Source organism: Sphingobium sp. PNB (assembly GCF_019873065.1).
Taxonomy (GTDB): domain Bacteria; phylum Pseudomonadota; class Alphaproteobacteria; order Sphingomonadales; family Sphingomonadaceae; genus Sphingobium; species Sphingobium fuliginis.
This window is the reverse complement of sequence record NZ_JAINEZ010000048.1, coordinates 21,997-38,699: the sequence shown is the minus strand read 5'-3', so window position 1 is coordinate 38,699 and position 16,703 is coordinate 21,997. Positions and strand designations below refer to the sequence as shown.

General features: G+C 63.3%; 17 protein-coding genes, 1 tRNA gene and 1 pseudogene. 9 read left to right on the top strand and 10 right to left on the bottom strand.

The genetic code is table 11. From position 1 onward, the window contains the following. Positions 1 to 170 precede the first annotated feature (170 nt). The 3 genes and pseudogenes from typA to K7W03_RS16370 all read right to left on the bottom strand — a co-directional run bounded on the left by typA (position 171) and on the right by K7W03_RS16370 (position 4,151). Positions 171 to 1,991: a translational GTPase TypA gene (gene typA, locus K7W03_RS16380; RefSeq protein ID WP_140042481.1), complete on the bottom strand. Its 1,821-nt coding sequence runs from the start codon at positions 1,989 to 1,991 to the stop codon at positions 171 to 173. Positions 1,992 to 2,112: 121 nt separating this feature from the next. Next, positions 2,113 to 3,819, bottom strand: a pseudogene (locus K7W03_RS16375) (cation acetate symporter). Beyond that, a complete protein-coding gene (locus K7W03_RS16370) occupies positions 3,816 to 4,151 on the bottom strand; it encodes a DUF485 domain-containing protein (protein WP_222886826.1) in 336 nt (111 codons plus the stop codon). The pseudogene K7W03_RS16375 and the gene K7W03_RS16370 overlap by 4 nt, the downstream one beginning before the upstream one ends. Before the next feature lie 153 nt (positions 4,152 to 4,304). Here K7W03_RS16370 and K7W03_RS16365 point away from each other — a divergent pair, with 153 nt between their 5' ends. Genes K7W03_RS16365 through K7W03_RS16355 form a run of 3 tightly spaced genes read left to right on the top strand, consistent with a single transcriptional unit; the run spans position 4,305 to position 6,417 of the window. Continuing rightward, positions 4,305 to 5,528 carry a toxic anion resistance protein gene (locus K7W03_RS16365; protein WP_222886825.1) on the top strand — a complete coding sequence of 408 codons (1,224 nt, stop codon included), beginning with the start codon at positions 4,305 to 4,307 and terminating at the stop codon, positions 5,526 to 5,528. Between the two features lie 4 nt (positions 5,529 to 5,532). After that, positions 5,533 to 6,246: a hypothetical protein gene (locus K7W03_RS16360; protein ID WP_222886824.1), complete on the top strand. Its 714-nt coding sequence runs from the start codon at positions 5,533 to 5,535 to the stop codon at positions 6,244 to 6,246. Between the two features lie 12 nt (positions 6,247 to 6,258). Further along, positions 6,259 to 6,417 carry a hypothetical protein gene (locus tag K7W03_RS16355; protein ID WP_167706561.1) on the top strand — a complete coding sequence of 53 codons (159 nt, stop codon included), beginning with the start codon at positions 6,259 to 6,261 and terminating at the stop codon, positions 6,415 to 6,417. Positions 6,418 to 6,429: 12 nt separating this feature from the next. Here K7W03_RS16355 and K7W03_RS16350 read toward each other — a convergent pair whose 3' ends face one another. The 4 genes from K7W03_RS16350 to K7W03_RS16335 all read right to left on the bottom strand — a co-directional run bounded on the left by K7W03_RS16350 (position 6,430) and on the right by K7W03_RS16335 (position 9,780). Beyond that, on the bottom strand, positions 6,430 to 6,729 hold the full coding sequence (locus K7W03_RS16350) for a PilZ domain-containing protein (protein ID WP_025551646.1): 300 nt from the start codon (positions 6,727 to 6,729) through the stop codon (positions 6,430 to 6,432). A 113-nt stretch (positions 6,730 to 6,842) separates the two neighbouring features. Further along, positions 6,843 to 7,577: a class I SAM-dependent methyltransferase gene (locus K7W03_RS16345; protein WP_025551644.1), complete on the bottom strand. Its 735-nt coding sequence runs from the start codon at positions 7,575 to 7,577 to the stop codon at positions 6,843 to 6,845. Further along, positions 7,577 to 8,704: a peptide chain release factor 2 gene (gene prfB / locus K7W03_RS16340; protein ID WP_044660216.1), complete on the bottom strand. Its 1,128-nt coding sequence runs from the start codon at positions 8,702 to 8,704 to the stop codon at positions 7,577 to 7,579. Before prfB ends, K7W03_RS16345 begins: the two co-directional genes overlap by 1 nt. A 182-nt stretch (positions 8,705 to 8,886) precedes the next feature. Continuing rightward, positions 8,887 to 9,780, bottom strand: coding sequence for an N-formylglutamate amidohydrolase (locus tag K7W03_RS16335; RefSeq protein WP_044660217.1), 894 nt, complete (start codon positions 9,778 to 9,780; stop codon positions 8,887 to 8,889). A gap of 149 nt (positions 9,781 to 9,929) precedes the next feature. On the opposite strand from K7W03_RS16335, the gene cpdR reads away from it, so the two are divergent. Next, entirely contained in the window at positions 9,930 to 10,307 is a 378-nt protein-coding gene (cpdR, locus tag K7W03_RS16330) for a cell cycle two-component system response regulator CpdR (protein ID WP_025551641.1), read from the top strand. On the opposite strand, the gene K7W03_RS16325 is transcribed toward cpdR, so the two are convergent. Then, positions 10,304 to 11,638, bottom strand: a complete 1,335-nt coding sequence (locus K7W03_RS16325) for a dicarboxylate/amino acid:cation symporter (protein ID WP_044660218.1) — start codon at positions 11,636 to 11,638, stop codon at positions 10,304 to 10,306. The two genes, cpdR and K7W03_RS16325, sit on opposite strands and share 4 nt — an antisense overlap. A 128-nt stretch (positions 11,639 to 11,766) precedes the next feature. On the opposite strand from K7W03_RS16325, the gene K7W03_RS16320 reads away from it, so the two are divergent. The 5 genes from K7W03_RS16320 to K7W03_RS16300 all read left to right on the top strand — a co-directional run bounded on the left by K7W03_RS16320 (position 11,767) and on the right by K7W03_RS16300 (position 15,608). After that, positions 11,767 to 11,841, top strand: a tRNA-Val gene (locus tag K7W03_RS16320). 509 nt (positions 11,842 to 12,350) lie between these two features. After that, positions 12,351 to 13,388, top strand: a complete 1,038-nt coding sequence (locus tag K7W03_RS16315; RefSeq protein ID WP_222886823.1) for a tyrosine-type recombinase/integrase — start codon at positions 12,351 to 12,353, stop codon at positions 13,386 to 13,388. A 379-nt stretch (positions 13,389 to 13,767) separates the two neighbouring features. Continuing rightward, positions 13,768 to 14,115: a helix-turn-helix domain-containing protein gene (locus K7W03_RS16310; RefSeq protein WP_222886822.1), complete on the top strand. Its 348-nt coding sequence runs from the start codon at positions 13,768 to 13,770 to the stop codon at positions 14,113 to 14,115. After that, on the top strand, positions 14,116 to 15,423 hold the full coding sequence (locus K7W03_RS16305) for a type II toxin-antitoxin system HipA family toxin (protein ID WP_025551780.1): 1,308 nt from the start codon (positions 14,116 to 14,118) through the stop codon (positions 15,421 to 15,423). Then, entirely contained in the window at positions 15,420 to 15,608 is a 189-nt protein-coding gene (locus K7W03_RS16300) for a tyrosine-type recombinase/integrase (RefSeq protein WP_226870222.1), read from the top strand. The genes K7W03_RS16305 and K7W03_RS16300 overlap by 4 nt, the downstream gene beginning before the upstream one ends. 289 nt (positions 15,609 to 15,897) lie before the next feature. Here K7W03_RS16300 and K7W03_RS27885 read toward each other — a convergent pair whose 3' ends face one another. Both K7W03_RS27885 and K7W03_RS27880 read right to left on the bottom strand, forming a co-directional pair. Further along, positions 15,898 to 16,227, bottom strand: a complete 330-nt coding sequence (locus tag K7W03_RS27885) for an HAD hydrolase-like protein (protein WP_264319082.1) — start codon at positions 16,225 to 16,227, stop codon at positions 15,898 to 15,900. Between the two features lie 23 nt (positions 16,228 to 16,250). Continuing rightward, positions 16,251 to 16,565, bottom strand: a complete 315-nt coding sequence (locus tag K7W03_RS27880; RefSeq protein ID WP_226870221.1) for a hypothetical protein — start codon at positions 16,563 to 16,565, stop codon at positions 16,251 to 16,253. Positions 16,566 to 16,703: the final 138 nt, after the last annotated feature.

Sequence of the window (16,703 nt, the reverse complement as noted above, 5' to 3'; positions counted from 1 at the left end):
TCAGCGCTGTTTTGCAACGGCTAAGTCAGAAGCTCGCTACGCTCGCGCCCACCCCTAACCCCTCCCGTTTACAGGAGGGGAATGTCTTGGATTGGCCATCGTCAGACTCCCGAAGCAGAAAGGGCCGGCGTCTCGCGACACCGGCCCTTTTCTCATCCCTCGAAATCCGGTCAGGCGGCAGCCTTGGCCCGCGACATGCGCTTGCGCTCGTTCGGGTCGAGATAGCGCTTGCGCAGGCGGATATTCTTGGGCGTCACCTCGACCATTTCATCGTCGTCGATATAGGCGATGGCCTGTTCCAGCGTCATCTTCCAGGGCGGGGTCAGGCGGATGCTGTCGTCCTTGCCCGAAGCGCGGAAGTTGGTCAGCGCCTTCGACTTCATCGGGTTGACCTCCAGGTCTTCCGGCTTGGCGTTCTGGCCGATGATCATGCCTTCGTAGAGCGCCTCGCCCACCCCGACCATCAGGACGCCGCGTTCTTCCAGCGGGCCAAGGGCGTAGGCCACCGCCTCGCCCGCGCCGTTGGAGATCAGCACGCCATTCTTGCGGCCTTCGATATTGCCCTTGTGCGGGCCGTATTTCTCGAACAGCCGGTTCATGATGCCGGTGCCGCGCGTGTCGGACAGGAATTCGCCATGATAGCCGATCAGGCCGCGCGAGGGCGCCGAGAAGGTGATGCGGGTCTTGCCGCCGCCCGAGGGGCGCATGTCGGTCATTTCCGCCTTGCGCTGGTTCATCTTGTCGACGACCGTGCTGGAAAATTCATCGTCCACGTCGATGACGACGGTTTCATAGGGCTCGGTCTTGTTGCCGTTCTCATCCTCGCCGAACAGCACGCGGGGGCGGGAGATGCCGAGTTCGAAGCCTTCGCGGCGCATCGTCTCGATCAGCACGCCAAGCTGGAGTTCACCGCGACCGGCAACTTCGAAGCTGTCCTTGTCGGCCGATTCGGTCACCTTGATCGCGACATTGCTTTCCGCTTCGCGCATCAGGCGGTCGCGGATCATGCGGCTCGTCACCTTGCTGCCTTCGCGGCCCGCCATGGGCGAATCGTTCACCGCAAAGCGCATCGACAGGGTCGGCGGATCGATCGGCTGCGCCTTGATCGCGGTGTTGATCGACGGATCGGCGATGGTGTTCGCCACGGTGGCGACGGTCAGGCCCGCAAGGCTGATGATGTCGCCCGCCTTCGCCTCTTCCACCGGCACGCGGTCAAGCCCGCGGAAGGACAGGATCTTCGAGGCGCGGCCGGTTTCCAGCACATTGCCGTCGGCGTCGATGGCATGGATCGGCTGGTTGACCTTCAGCGTGCCGGAATTGACGCGGCCGGTCAGGATGCGGCCCAGGAAGTTGTCGCGGTCGAGCAGCGTCACCAGGAAGCTGAACGGCGCATCTTCGTCCAGCGCCGGAGGCGGCACATGGTCGACGATCTTCTGGAACAGCGGCTCCAGCGTGCCCGAACGCAGCGACGGGTCTTCATTGGCATAGCCGTTGCGGCCAGACGCATAGAGCACCGGGAAGTCGAGCTGCTCGTCGGTGGCGTCCAGCGTCACGAACAGGTCGAACACCTCGTCCAGCACTTCCTGGATGCGCTCGTCCGGGCGGTCGATCTTGTTGACGACGACGATGGGGCGAAGACCCAGGGCCAGCGCCTTGCCGGTCACGAACTTGGTCTGCGGCATCGCGCCTTCCGACGAATCGACCAGCAGGATCACGCCGTCGACCATGGACAGGATGCGCTCCACCTCGCCGCCGAAGTCGGCGTGGCCGGGCGTGTCGACGATGTTGATGCGCGTGCCGTTCCATTCGACCGAGGTGGGCTTCGCCAGGATGGTGATGCCGCGTTCCTTTTCCAGGTCGTTCGAATCCATCGCCCGTTCCTCGACGCGCTGGTTGTCGCGGAAGGTGCCGGACTGGCGGAAAAGCTGGTCGACGAGCGTGGTCTTGCCATGGTCGACGTGCGCGATGATCGCGATGTTACGCAGGGACATGCAACTGCCTTCGGGATTTAAGGTTTCCCGGCCGGCACCGCGCCTGCTCAGGACTATCGGGCGCGCCCCTACAGGAAATGACGCGCTGCGGCAAGGGCGGCGCGACGGCCGGCGGAAGCGTTCAGTGGTCCGACGCGGCGAAGGCGCCGATCCCCGTTTCCGCCCGCACCCGCTGCGCCGGATAGCCCGCCTTGTCCACAGCCGCGCGGGGCGAGCGGTCGAGCAGCGAGATCAGCCAGATCGAAAGGAAACCCGCCGGAACCGAAAAGATCGCCGCCGAGCTGTACGGAAAAGGCGCCGGTCCCAGACCGAAGGTGGCCGTCCAGACCGCGGGGGACAGCAGGGTCAGCACGAAGGCGGTCAGCAAGCCGATGGTCCCGCCCCATGCCGCGCCACGGGTGGTGCACCCGCTCCAGAGCAGCGAGAGGATCAGCACCGGGAAATTGCCCGACGCCGCCAGCGCGAAGGCAAGGCTGACCATGAACGCCACATTCTGCTTCTCGAACACCAGCCCCAGCAGGACCGCCAGCGCGCCCAGCGCCAGCGTGGTCAACCGCGACACGCGCAGTTCGTCCGCCGAACCCGCCCGGCCATGTTTGAACACCGTGGCGTAGAGATCATGGCTGACCGCCGACGCCGCCGAGAGCGTCAGCCCCGCCACCACGGCGAGGATGGTCGCGAAGGCCACCGCCGAAATGAAGCCCAGAAAGGCATTGCCGCCGATCGCATGCGCCAGATGGATCGCCGCCATATTGCCGCCGCCGCGCAGCGCGCCCTCCCCGTCCAGATAGCCGGGCTCCGTTCCCACCAGCACGATCGCGCCGAAACCGATGATGAAGGTCAGAATGTAGAAATAGCCGATCTACCCGGTCGCCCAGAGCACCGACTTGCGCGCTTCCTTCGCATCCGGAACGGTGAAGAAGCGCATCAATATATGCGGCAGGCCCGCCGTCCCCAGCATCAGCGCCAGCCCGAAGGAAATGGCCGAGACGGGGTCCTTGATGAAATTACCCGGCGCCATGATGGACCGCCCCCGTTCCGCCGCTTCGGCCATGGTCGCCCCGCCGGACAGGGCGGCCTGGCGCTTCACCTCCACCGCACGGGCGAACAGCGCTTCAAGGCTGAAGCCCATCTGCGCCAGCACCATCAGCGCCATGAAGCTGGCGCCGCCCAGCAGCAGCACCGCCTTGATGATCTGCACCCAGGTCGTCGCGCGCATGCCGCCGAACAGGACGTAGAGCATCATCAGCGCGCCGACGATCACCACCGCCACGGCATAGGGCAGGCCGAACAATAATTTGATGAGCTGCCCCGCCCCCACCATCTGCGCGATCAGGTAGAAGCTGACGACCAGCAGCGTGCTGACCGCCGCGAAGCTGCGCACCGGCGGCTGGGCGAAGCGGTAGGAGGCGACATCGGCAAAGGTGAAGCGCCCAAGATTGCGAAGCCGTTCCGCCATCAGGAACAGCAGGATCGGCCAGCCGACCAGAAATCCGGTGGAATAGATCAGACCGTCATAGCCGTCGTTGAAGATCTGCGCCGAAATGCCGAGGAAGGAGGCCGCCGACATATAGTCGCCTGCCATGGCGAGACCGTTCTGGAAACCGCTGATCCCGCCCCCAGCCGTGTAGAAATCGGAAGCGGTACGGGTGCGCGCCGCCGCCGCCTTGGTGATCCAGAGCGTCAGCCCGACAAAGGCGACGAACATGAGGATCGCGACCCAGTTGACGGGCTGGCGCTGCGCCTCCCCCTCCAGCGCCGCTGCGAGCGCGGGGAGCGGGAGAAGCATGATGGAGGCGGTGGCAAGCGCGGCAAGCCAAGCCCTCATGCGACGCGATCCTGGAAGCCGTGGTCGATCAGGAGGGCCGCCATCCGGGCGTCATGGTGGCGGTTGGCATAGGCGACATAAACGCCGGTCAGCGCAATCGCGAGCAGGATGAGACCAAGCCCGACCGGAATGCCGATCGACGTCACGCCCAGGCCGACGGGCATGCCCAGCAGCGCCTTGTCGAAGGCGATCAGCAACAGATAACCGACGAAAGCGAAGAAGATGATGGCGGACAACAGCCAGCCGATCTTCGCCCGACGCGCCACCAGCCGGGCATAGCGCGGATCGGCCGCCACGGCTGCGATCCTCTGTTCGTCCGGTCCGTCGCTCATGCGCCCTCCTTCGTCCTTTCGGCCATGCTAGCCGCGCGCCGGGCGATTGCAATGGCAAGCGCGGAGGCTTTATAGCTCGCATCACGGACTTGCGGGCCAACTGTTCTATGCACATATAACAGTTCGAACCGCCCCTGGCCCCTGGGAGATGACATGGCTTCGACCGCGCCGACCGCCACCGCCACGACCTCTGGCGACACGCTGAACCTGACGCCGCCCGATCCGGTGCCGCCGGTCGCGCCCGAAAAGGCCGCCGGGCTGGTGCCGCTGGATGACGAGAAACGGTCGAAGCTGGACGAGAAGGTCGATGCCTTCATCGACGATCTGGTCGCGCAGGACGCCAATTCGCCCGAATTCGGCCAGCGGGTCGACCAGCTCACCAATATGGGGCGCAAGGAAATCGCGGAGGCGGCCGGGCACAGCAACCGATTCCTCGACCGGCCGGTACGGGCGATGGACAGCGACAACAAGGTCGGCGTCGACCTGGCGGAGCTGCGCCGGACCATCGAGGATCTCGACCCCGGCAAGCGCGGCAGCCTGACCGCGCCGAAGAAGCTGTTCGGCCTCATCCCCTTCGGCAACCGGATGCGCGACTATTTCGACAGCTACAAGAGCGCGCAGAGCCATATCAATTCGATCCTGGGCTCCCTCGCCAGCGGCAAGGACGTGCTGATCAAGGACAATGCCGCGATCGATGTCGAGCGGCAGAATATGTGGGCCACGATGGGCCGTCTGGAGCAGATGATCCACATCAGCAAGACGCTCGACGCCCGGCTGGAAGCCAAGGCGCTGGAACTGGATTCGACCGACCCCGCGAAAGCCAAGGCGATCCGGGAGAGCGCGCTCTTCTACATCCGCCAGCGCACGCAGGACCTGCTGACGCAGATGGCGGTGACGGTGCAGGGCTATCTGGCGCTGGACCTCGTCAAGAAGAACAATGTCGAGCTGGTGAAAGGCGTCGACCGCGCCAGCACCACGACCGTCGCCGCGCTGCGCACCGCCGTCACCGTGGCGCAGGCGCTGGTCGGGCAGAAGCTGGTGCTGGAACAGATCACCGCGCTCAACACGACCACCGCGAACATGATCGATTCGACCGGCGAGATGCTGAAGAACCAGACGGCGCAGATTCACGAGCAGGCCGCATCCAGCACCATTCCCATCGAGACGCTGCAACGCGCCTTCCAGAATATCTACGACACGATGGACAATATCGACACGTTCAAGCTGAAGGCGCTGGAGAATATGAAGACGACGGTGAACACGCTGTCGAACGAGGTGGAGAAGTCCAAGGGCTATATCGCCCGCGCCGAAGGGCAGGCGCAGGCGGCAAGCCAGGCCCGTGCCGACAATCCGTTGCTGAGTTCCATCGAGGCGTGAGGGGATGAGCCGTTCCGACCGCGTGCTGGCCGATGCGGAGGCGGTTCTGCGCCGCCATAGCGGGCGCGGGCAAAGCCTGTCGGCGCGTGCCCGGCAGCGGCGCAACGCGGCGCTGATGCGGAAGGTCAAATATGCCTTCTGGGCGGTGACTGCGGTCCTGATCGGCAGCGCAGTGGCGGGTTTCGTGACCCCGCTGGGCACGACCGGGGTGATGATCGCGCTGGGGGCGATGCTGGCGGCCCTGCTGCTGGTCGCCATGCTTCCCGGCGAAAAAAGGGTGCGGACAGAGGCGCTGGCGGATACGGCGCTCACCGCCCTGCCCCTGCAAACCGAAATCTGGCTGGAGAATCAGCGCAAGGCCCTGCCCGCGCCGGCCGTCACACTGGTCGACAGCATCGGCGTCAAGCTGGAAACCCTGGCGCCGCAACTCGAACGGCTGAACGATCAGGACCCGGCGGCGCAGGAAATCCGCAAATTGCTGGCCGATCACCTGCCCGAACTCGTCACCGGCTACCAATCCATTCCCGAGCCGCTTCGGCGGGAGGAGCGCAATGGGCGCGTTCCCGAACGGCAATTGATCGACGGACTGGGCGTGATCGACGCGGAAATCGCGCGGATGAGCGAAAATCTGGCGAGCGGCGACCTCGACAAGCTGGCGGTGCAGAACCGCTTCCTGGAACTCAAATATCAGGAAGCGAAGGAACTTGGGCAGGACTGACGTCTTCCTACAGTGATGATCCATTTGACGCTGATCATCGTCGATTTCCTCACCGGACTGCTGGCGGCCGGCGCCTGGGCGCTGGCGAGCGCGGGAGGAGCCATTGCGGCGCTTGTCGGCGGCGGACTGCTGGGCGCGTCGCTGTTCCGGAAATGGCGGCAAAAGGGCTGAAGGCAAGGGGTGTCAGACGCCTTCGATCAGCACATCCATGGCATGGCGGGTCAAAGGCTCGCTGAAACGTATGCCGAAGCGCTTGCCCTCGGCCCACATGACGCGACCGCTCGCCTGCACGCCCAATGCCTCGACCATGAGGTAGGTGCCGGTCGTCGGCGGCGTTTCGCAATGGGCCAGCGCGCCCGAGCTGGAAAGGTCCAGAAAATGGGCCCGCGCCGCCGTGCCGCCGAAACGCAGCGCAACCGGCCCGAACATCTTGTGGCGCGGGTCGAGCCGCCGCTGCCCCGCGGCGCCAGTCAGGTCTGTCATATCCTGCCCTCTCCCCAAGGCATCAGGTCGTCCAATGGTCAACGCATCATAGAATCGCTGGCAGCGCATTAACCATAATCCGCGCCAAGAAAAGCCTCCCGGCGACAGGAAGGTCAGGACCGAAGGGCGCAGGGAACGATGGAGGAAGGTTCGGGCCGGGCTGCGATGCGCTTGAACCGGGCGAAATAGCCCCCCGCCGTCGGCTTCGGGATGAGTTCCTCCAGCCGGAACCCCATGGCGGCCAGTTCGCAGGCGAGCAGGCGCGGCGGCGTTCCATGCTGGTCGGTCGGGCGGTTGGCGTCGACCACGATCAGTTCGCCATCCGGCTTGAGCGCGGGACTCAAATGCCAGAGAAAGGCGTAGGGCTCCGCGATCTCATGGTACATATGCACCATGAGGATGCGGTCGAAGCTGTTTTCCGGCAGCTTCGGGTCCTCCGGCGCGCCCAGGCGGACGCTGACATTGCGCCAGTCTTCCCGGGTGATGCGCCGGGACAGGGCCTCGATCACTTCGGGCATGATGTCTTCCGCCAGGACCCGGCCGCTGTCGCCCACCCTCCTGGCGAGGCGAACCGTATAATAGCCTTCGCCCGCGCCGATGTCCGCGACCGTCATGCCGGTGCGGATGCCGGCCCGGTTCATGATGTCCTCCGCCTCGTTCACCCGGTCGCGCGCCTCCTCGCTGGACCAGCGGGTGGACACGATCGGCGCGACCGGGCGGTCGGCGCGCGGAAAGGCGCGAGCGCCTGCCGGGCGGTCGCCATTGCTGTCCGACGAAAACGGGCCGCAGCCCGCCAGCAGGAACAGGCATGCTGTCAGTGTTCCGGCCGCCAGCGCCGGAGCTTTCATCAGTCGACGTCCTCCACATCGACCTTCTCGCCCGTCACCTTCTGGCTGAGCGCGGCGGCCATGAAGGGATCGAGCGCGCCGTCCAGCACATCGTCGGGCGAGGTGGAGGTGACGCCCGTGCGCAGATCCTTCACGAGCTGATAGGGCTGGAGCACATAGGAGCGGATCTGGTGGCCCCAGCCGATCTCCGTCTTGGCCTGATATTCGCCCGAGGCGGCTTCTTCGCGACGGCGCAGTTCCGCTTCGTAAAGGCGCGCCTTCAGCATGTTCATGGCCGTGGCGCGGTTCTTGTGCTGCGACCGGTCGTTCTGGCTGGCGACGATGATGCCTGAGGGAACGTGGGTGATGCGGACGGCGGAGTCGGTGGTGTTGACGTGCTGCCCGCCCGCGCCCGAGGCGCGATAAGTGTCGATCTTGAGGTCGCTTTCATTCACCTCGATCTCGATATTGTCGTCGATCACCGGATAGACCCAGACCGACGAGAAGCTGGTGTGGCGGCGCGCCGAACTGTCATAGGGGCTGATGCGCACCAGCCGATGCACGCCGCTTTCCGTCTTGGCATAGCCATAGGCATTCTCGCCCTTGAACAGGAAGGTGGCGGACTTGATGCCGGCCTGATCGCCCGCCTGATAGTCGACCAGTTCGACCTTGTAGCCGCGCCGTTCGGCCCAGCGGCGGTACATGCGGCTGAGCATTTCCGCCCAGTCCTGGCTTTCCGTGCCGCCCGCGCCGGCGTGGATTTCCAGATAGGTGTCGCTGGCGTCGGCCTCGCCCGCCAGCAGCGCCTTGATCTTGTCCTCGTCCGCGCGGTCGGCCAGCGCCTTCAGCGACGCGATGGCTTCGGTCACCATATCCTCATCGCCTTCGGCATCGGCCATTTCGATGAGTTCGGCGGTGTCGGTCTTCTCGCTCTCGATCGCGCGGGTGGCGCCGATGGCGGCGTCGAGCCGGGTGCGTTCGCGCATCACTTCCTGGGCGAGCTTCTGATTGTCCCAGAGGGTCGGGTCCTCGACGCGGGCGTTCAGTTCGTCGAGGCGGCGCAGGGCGCGGTCCCAGTCGAGGAAGCGGCGCAGCAGGTCCAGCGCGGCGTCGATGCGGTCGATATATTGCTGCGCTTCGGCGCGCATGGGAACTCTCCAGAATGTCGGGGCGCTTGGCCGTAGGATCGGCAAACGCATCAAGTGCCTGCCCCTATCCGAGGGCGGCGGATTTGGGAAGATTCAATCCTTGCCGGCGAATGCGCAAGGATCGGATGGAATCAGGCCGAATCCGCCGCTGTCGCAGCCCCGCCTGAAATCATCCCCGCCCATCACTCCGCCGCCATCGCATAGTTCGAGCGCGGCAGTTCATGCGCCAATGCATTCACCATGGCAGCCACCACCTGCTGCAAACGGGCAAGCCCCGGTCCCGGCTGGTCCAGCGAGACGTCCAGATAGAGGCTCCGGTCGCATTCCACCTGGATCGCATAACAGCCATGCGTCGGCCTGCCGTGGCGTTCGACCATATGGTCGCCCGCATAAGGATGATTTTGCGCGACGGCGATGCCGTGGGCGGCGGCGACATCCGCTGCCAGCGTCATCAGCCGAGCCGAGGCGCTGCGGCCGAATCGGTCCCCCAGCACGAGTCCGGGAGCAACCTGCCCCGCGGTGGGCGGGGGAAGCGGCGGCATGGAATGCAGGTCGATCAGGATCGCATGGCCATGGGCATCGCGCGCCGTCCGCATCAATCGCGCGAGCGTCGCATGATAGGGCCTGTGGAACAATTCGATCCGGCGTTCGACCTCCGCCCAGCCCAGCGAGCGCTGCCATAGCTCATGCGCGCCCGGCAAGCGGCGCGGGATCAGGCCCAGCCCGCCCCGCAATTTGGCGCTGCTCTGCAGGGGGACGTCGCGCGGAATGCCGCTGACCATGCCTGCGTCGATCTCCCGCTCATGCCGGTTGAGGTCGATCGTCGCTCGCGGCACCCGCGCCACCAGCACCGGAACGCCCCGTTCGATCAGCGGATAGGCCAGCATGTCCGCCCAGCGATCCTCCAGCCTTTGCAGCACATCCCGCCGCACCCGCGCCTGTGCGAGCAATCCCTCGTCATAATCCCGCCCCGCATGCGGCACGGAAACGACCACCGGCCCGGCGGGGACGTCGGGTTCGTAAAGATCGTAGGCGGGCGTGGTTTCGGTCGGAACCGGCGGCGCGCTATGTCCCAAGCAAGATCCTTTCACAGGCCGCCGCCCAAAAATGGTTACTCGGCTGGATAATATTTACACCTTGTCGCATATATAGTCGCTTCACGCCATCCGCGAAGGGGGCGATCAGGGGTCGGCCGTCACAGGCCTGGGACGAGACGTACGGGGCAATGGTTCGAATTCTGCTGGCGGAAGATGATGAAAGCATGCGCGCCTATCTGGCCCGCGCGCTGGAACGTTCAGGATATGAAGTCGTCTCCGTCTCCACCGGAGCGCAGGCGGTGCCGCATATCGACAGCGACCGGTTCGACCTGCTGCTGACCGACATCGTCATGCCGGAAATGGACGGGATCGAACTGGCCCAGCATGCCGCCGCCGTGGCGCCCGACATGCGAATCATGTTCATCACCGGCTTTGCCGCCGTCACGCTGAAAGCGGGCAAGGCCGTGCCGCAGGCGAAGGTCCTGTCAAAGCCGTTTCACCTGCGCGACCTGGTGCTGGAGGTCGAGCGCATGTTCGGCACCGAAAGCCTGACCGGCCTCAGCTAGGCCGAGACAACCTCTTCCATATCGGGCGTCGGCGGCAGGGGCTGCCCGGCCATGGCGGCCGCGAACCGTTCCCGGTCCAGCCCCTTTTCCCAAACCGACACCACCACCGTCGCGACCGCATTGCCGATGAAATTGGTGAGGCTGCGACATTCGCTCATGAAGCGGTCGACGCCCAGGATCAGCGTCATGCCCGCCACCGGCACCGACGGCACGATGGAAAGCGTCGCTGCAAGCGTGATGAACCCCGCCCCCGTGACGCCCGCGGCCCCCTTGCTGGAAAGCATGGCGACCAGCAGCAGCAATATCTGCTCCTCCAGGCTCAGATGCACATTGGTCGCCTGCGCGATGAACAGCGCCGCCAGCGTCATGTAGATATTCGTGCCGTCCAGGTTGAAGCTGTAGCCGGTCGGCACCACCAGCCCGACCACCGACTTGCGGCACCCGGCGCGCTCCATCTTCTCGATCAGGCTCGGCAGCGCCGCTTCGGAGGAGGAGGTGCCGAGCACCAGCAGCAGTTCCGCCTTCAGGTAGCGGATCAGATGCAGGATGTTGAACCCGGCGAGCCGCGCCACCACGCCCAGCACCACCAGCACGAACAGTATCGAGGTCAGATAGAAGGTCGCCACCAGCCCGGCCAGATTGGCGAGCGCCCCCACCCCATATTTTCCGATGGTGAAGGCCATCGCGCCGAAAGCGCCCAGCGGCGCCGCCTTCATCAGGAAGGACACCAGCTTGAAGATCGCATGGCTGGCCGATTCGAGCACCGTCATCAGCGGATCGGCCCTCTCCCCGATCATGGTGAGCGCGATGCCGAACAGGATGGCGACGAACAACACCTGCAGGATATTATGTCCGTCCGCCACGGCGGAGACCAGCGTGCCGGGTATGATGTCCAGCAGGAAACCCGTGAGCGTCCGGTCATGCGCCTGCTGCTGATATTGCGCGACCTTCCCGGCATCCAGCGTCGCCGGGTCGATATTGAGGCCTGCCCCGGGATGGACGACATTGGCGACGATCAACCCGACGATCAGCGCCAGGGTGGAAAAGGTCAGGAAATAGGCGAAGGCCTTGGCCGCGACACGGCCGATCGCGCCCAACTCCTTCATCCCCGCCACGCCGGTCACGATGGTGAGGAAGATGACGGGCGCGATGATCATCTTGACCAGCTTGATGAAGGCTTCCCCCAGGGGCTGTAGCGCGACGCCGGTTTCGGGAAAGAAATGCCCGATCCCAACGCCAAGGGCGATGGCGATCAGCACCTGAACATAAAGCTGGCGATAGAATGGCAGGCGGGCGATGGGCTGATCAGACGGCGTGGGCGATGGCAGCATGGCGTTTGGCGTCCCCTTTTCGCACCGCAACATATGACCTGCCGGGCTGCTGTCCAGAAGAATAGCGGCAAGGCTCAATTTCCCGCTTGCGCTCCCTTACACCCCCGGCTATTGGCCCACTCCACCGTGGGCGTGTAGCTCAGTGGTAGAGCACTGTGTTGACATCGCAGGGGTCGCAAGTTCAATCCTTGCCACGCCCACCATCGAAAACCCCGCCAAATCAACGGTTTGGCGGGGTTTTTGTTTGCCTGCCGCAAGCCGTAGAGCTTGGCCTTGCCCATCAATTTTTGGGCAAATTCTGGGCAAATCCGGGTCTCTTTGGGCAAATTCTGGGCATGCAAATGCCGGGCGATGGGAGCGAAATCCCGAGTCGCGCACACCGCCGAAATTATCTCGGACTGCAAGCGATTCGCTTAGCTCGGGCTCCAAAAGGGTCGATCCCGCAGCCGCGCAGGAAGCGTATAAACGCTGCTCGCCCATCACGGCCGTTGCCTGCCGACGCATCCGTGCACTGCCACGAAGCCGGGCACCTCCATGGAATGGATGATCACCTTGCTGTCGCTTGGCATGCTGTTCCAGTTCAGCATGCGCTCGTATCAATCAGGACGACAGCATGCCCCAGACCTTCATAAAAGCTAACGCGCCTCACGCTGAAGCATTTGGAGCGAAACTCCCGGCGCAAGCGCGCGATCAGATGCAACAGGAAGATAAGATGCTCTCCATTCGAACCCGTGGGAAGAACGGCATTTATTATATCCGAGGTACCGTCACGCTTGGCGACAAGCACATCGACGTCAAGGAGTTCAGTTCAGGAACGAGTGACCGCGATGCTGCATCGCACCTGATGGCGGAACATGAGACGAAGCTGCGGCACCGGCTGATGTTCGGTCCGGCCGCGATCGTGGCGCAAGGCAAGATAGCCGACGCGTTTGAAAGCTACCTGACGAAGGCGAAGCCGCCCTGCCCGTCCGACGTCCTGCGCATCGGCAAGCTCAATGGCCTGATCGGAGACTTCAGCCTGCGCGAGCCAAAGCAGGCATGGGAGCATTTTCGCCGCGCCTATCTGACCGGCCATGACCCGGCGGGTCAGGATCGCTATCGCGCCGTGTTCCAGGCCGCGATCAACGTCCATCACGACCTGCACGACCTTCCGCCCCTGCGCATCAAGGCGATCCCGTTCGACAATGAACGGGTGCGCTTTCTCAGCAAGGAAGACCGCGACCGGCTGATCGAGGCCTACTCACCGCACATACAGCCGATTATAACCCTGCTCGCCTTCCATGGCCCACGCATCCAGACGGCATTGCAGCTCCCGTGGGGTGTCGAGGGCGTCGATATGGAGCAAGGATCGATCCGGCTTAACCACAGCAAGAATGCCGTCATCCGGTCCGTGCCGATGCATCCCCGCGTCATGGACGTCCTGCGTCCGATCTGGGAGAAGCGAGGGCAGCCGACAAAGGGGCATGTTTTCCTCAACCGGTTGGGCAAGCCCTATTCCGACACCCGCAAGGCGAAGATCCCCGGCGGCAACCCGATCAGGAATCAGCACGCCACTGCGTGCAAGCGCGCAGAGATAGAGGATTTCACCGTCCATGACTGGCGACACCACTGGGCATCGCACTGCGTCATGGCCGGGATCGACCTCATCACCATCATGAACATGGGCGGCTGGAAATCGCTGCGCATGGTCCAGCGCTATTCCAGCGTCAGCGTCGATCACATGCGTGAATCCATCAATAGGCTCAGCTAAAGCGAGCCGCACGTCCGAGAAGGATTTGGGGCAGACCGCACAGTCTGCTCCATTTCCTGCGAGAACCGATAGCCTAGCGAAGCCGCCCATAGGGTGCAGCGCAATCAGAGAAAGCGCCTCGAGAGGTTGTTCAGTGGTTGAGCGAGCGACTGATGGCGGCATGGATTGTAGCCTGCCTCGCGGTCGATACCAGTTGCGGGTGTGAAGCCAGGTCCCCACGCCTGTTGCGGCGGCCTGATGCATCTCGACAAAGTTTCGGGGGGAATATGAGAGCGGGATACCGCTATCTTCGAACACTTAGAGCGGAATTCCGCTTGATCTTCGAAATTTTTCCTGTAGCGATATTCCGCATAGTATATATTTTAGAGCGGAATTCCGCATGCAAATGGATATTTTTTCTATCCTGGGGGATCAATTGCGTCAGTGGCGCGGCAGACGCTCCATGAGTCAACTTGGATTGGCCCTGCGGCTTGGTCGTGATCGCGCGCGTATCTCTGAACTCGAACGTGATCTGATCGGCGGCCGCCGGGGTCGCGACCGCCTGACCCTATTCGCCGAGATCTGCGACGCGCTGGATCTGGTGCCCGTCCTCGTGCCACGCGCCCAGGCTAGCACAGTCCGTGATCAGGTCGAAGGCGCGCGCGGCATCGACTTCAACCGCCCGGTGCGCTCGACGTTCGAGGAGTTGTTCGTCGATCTCGATGAGGACGAAGAGGAGAACCACTAGATGGGGAAGGCTTCGGCGATCCTCGGCGTTCACCTGCTTGATGCGAAGCTTGGGCCAGTGAAGGTAGGAACGCTCACGCGCGATGCCGACGGCGCGGTCGCCTTCACAGTGTCCGAATCCTATCTCCGCGACACGGCACGGCCCGTACTCAGCCTTGGCTGGTATGATCCGACGTCTGACGCAGGCACCCGCGACCGGCTTTCCGCTCGTGGCGACAAGATTGGCCTGCACGGCTCGATCCCGCCCTGGTTTGCCGGGTTGCTTCCCGAAGGCGCGCTTCGCGAACTGGTGCTCACCGAAATGGGTCCCGGGGATCATGACCAGTTCGACGTGCTCACCCGGCTGGGCGCCGACCTTCCCGGCGCCGTGCTGGTTACAGCCGAAACCGACACACCAGCCTCCGCCGGCCCTCTCGATCTGATATCTATAAAAGGCTTCAAGGCGGCCGAACCCAAGGGTGTGGTCAAATTCTCACTCGCCGGAGTCCAACTCAAATTCACCGCCAATATCGACGGCGAACGGCTTACACTTCCCGCCCGGGGCGACACCGGCCGCTGCATCATCAAGGTAGCAAGCGATACCTATCGCGGGCTTCCGGAAGCTGAGCATGGCGCAATGACGCTGGCGGGCATGATCGGCGTCGAGACAGCGCCTTGTCGGCTGATGCCGCGCGCCGCCGTCGCGGGTATACCCGACGAAATGCTCGAACACGGCGAGCAGGTATTGGTGGTCGATCGGTTCGATCGCGCAGCCGACGACACGCGCATTCACATTGAGGACGCCGGGCAGGTCATCGGAGCGATCGGGGATCGCAAATATACCATGGCCACCACCGAAACCGTCATCAACATGATCAGCCGCTTCAGTACTGACCGCCGCGCCGACATCCTCGAGGCAATCCGCCGCATTGTCGCGGACGTGCTGATCGGCAACGGCGATAATCACCTCAAGAACTGGTCCTTCCGTTTCCCTGAACCGGGGCAGGTCCGCTTGTCACCAGCCTACGACATTGTTCCGACTGTCCTTTTTCAGCCGCGCGACACGCTCGCTCTACGGTTCGTACGCACCCACAGCTTCGACACTGTCAACCTCCACCGATTCGAACGAGTGGCGAGCTTTCTGCGGGTGGACCCCAAGTGGGTCGTTCGCGAGGTCAAGGCGACGGTGGAACGTGCGTTGGACACTTGGCCAGCTACGGCGCCGGAACTTCTGGGCGAGCGGTGGTCGGGAACACTCCTCGCAAGGCTCAACACGCTGGCGCTGGTCCAGGAAGTGCGAGGTTCGGCAAAGATACCGATCGGCTCTTGAAGTTCGAGAGATGGCTGGACACCGTCCACGACTGGCGCCACCACTGGGCATCGCACTGCGTCATGGCCGGGATCGACCTCATCACCATCATGAACATGGGCGGCTGGAAATCGCTGCGCATGGTCCAGCGCTACTCCAGCGTCAGCGTCGACCACATGCGCGAATCCATCAACAAGCTGAACTGAAGCGGATCAGGTAACATCAAAGAATAATGTGGGGCAGGCGACGGAGACCAGCTCCACTTTTTCACTCATACCATGAAAATCCACTCGCCATTCTCTGGGGTGCTGACAGGTCCATGAAACCCTCAAGGGATTCACGCCGCCTGGCGCTGCAAATTACAGATCATATTCCCTAAACTTTGCGAACCCCCAGATTCCTATTCACCTCGATACTCCAGCGCCATCAGCTGTGCCTCACCAGGCCAACCAACGAGAAGCGTACCGGCAGGACCGCCGACCCTGCCGGTTCTACTCAGAGACCTATCACGCCGGCAAGACCGCCGATATCCGCGATTTGGTGGGTCGCATAATGAGGTAGGCTAGGCTCATGTCCGCGCGCGACGAACACGCGCGCACCGTAACCCAAATCACAGGCGGACATGTGATCATACCGAAAACTGGAAGATACGTGCATGGCTTCTTCGGGGGAGCACCCGAGCTGGTCGAACATATATTCGAAAGCCTGCAGCCGCGGCTTGTACGCCTGCGCATCCTCTGCCGTGAAGACATGGGCGAACGGAGCGCCGAGCTTGGCGACGTTATCATGTATCTGTGCGTTATCCGCGTTGGAAAGAATCACCAGGGGGATTTCCTTGGCGACCTTGGCTAGGCCCTCGGGGACATCGGGATGAGGACCCAGGTTGGAATGCTATTATAGATTTTGGATGCGTCCGCCTCGCGAAATTCCACGCTCCACTTCCGGCAGAGACGTTCGACGGAGTTCCGGACTACCTCATGCAATGGCTTCCAGTCGCCAAGAACTTCGTCGAGCCGGTATGCTTTAAAGTCCGCGAGAAAGGCCTCCATCTGCTCCGAGGCAATACGATCGGCAAACAGCTGACGACCCATCGGCCCCATTTCGTAATTGGTCAGGGTGCCATAACAATCGAATGTGATGTATTTGGGTCTAAATTGGCTCATTGGAAATCCTTCCCGTTGTTCGTTCCGCACCGCGAGAACGCGACGGCCCCGCTGGCCCAATACTGGTTCAGCCAAGCAGAAGAAGATTCCGATCAAAGGCGAAGTGTGCAGACTTGTAGCCGTTTTTAACCACGAAAC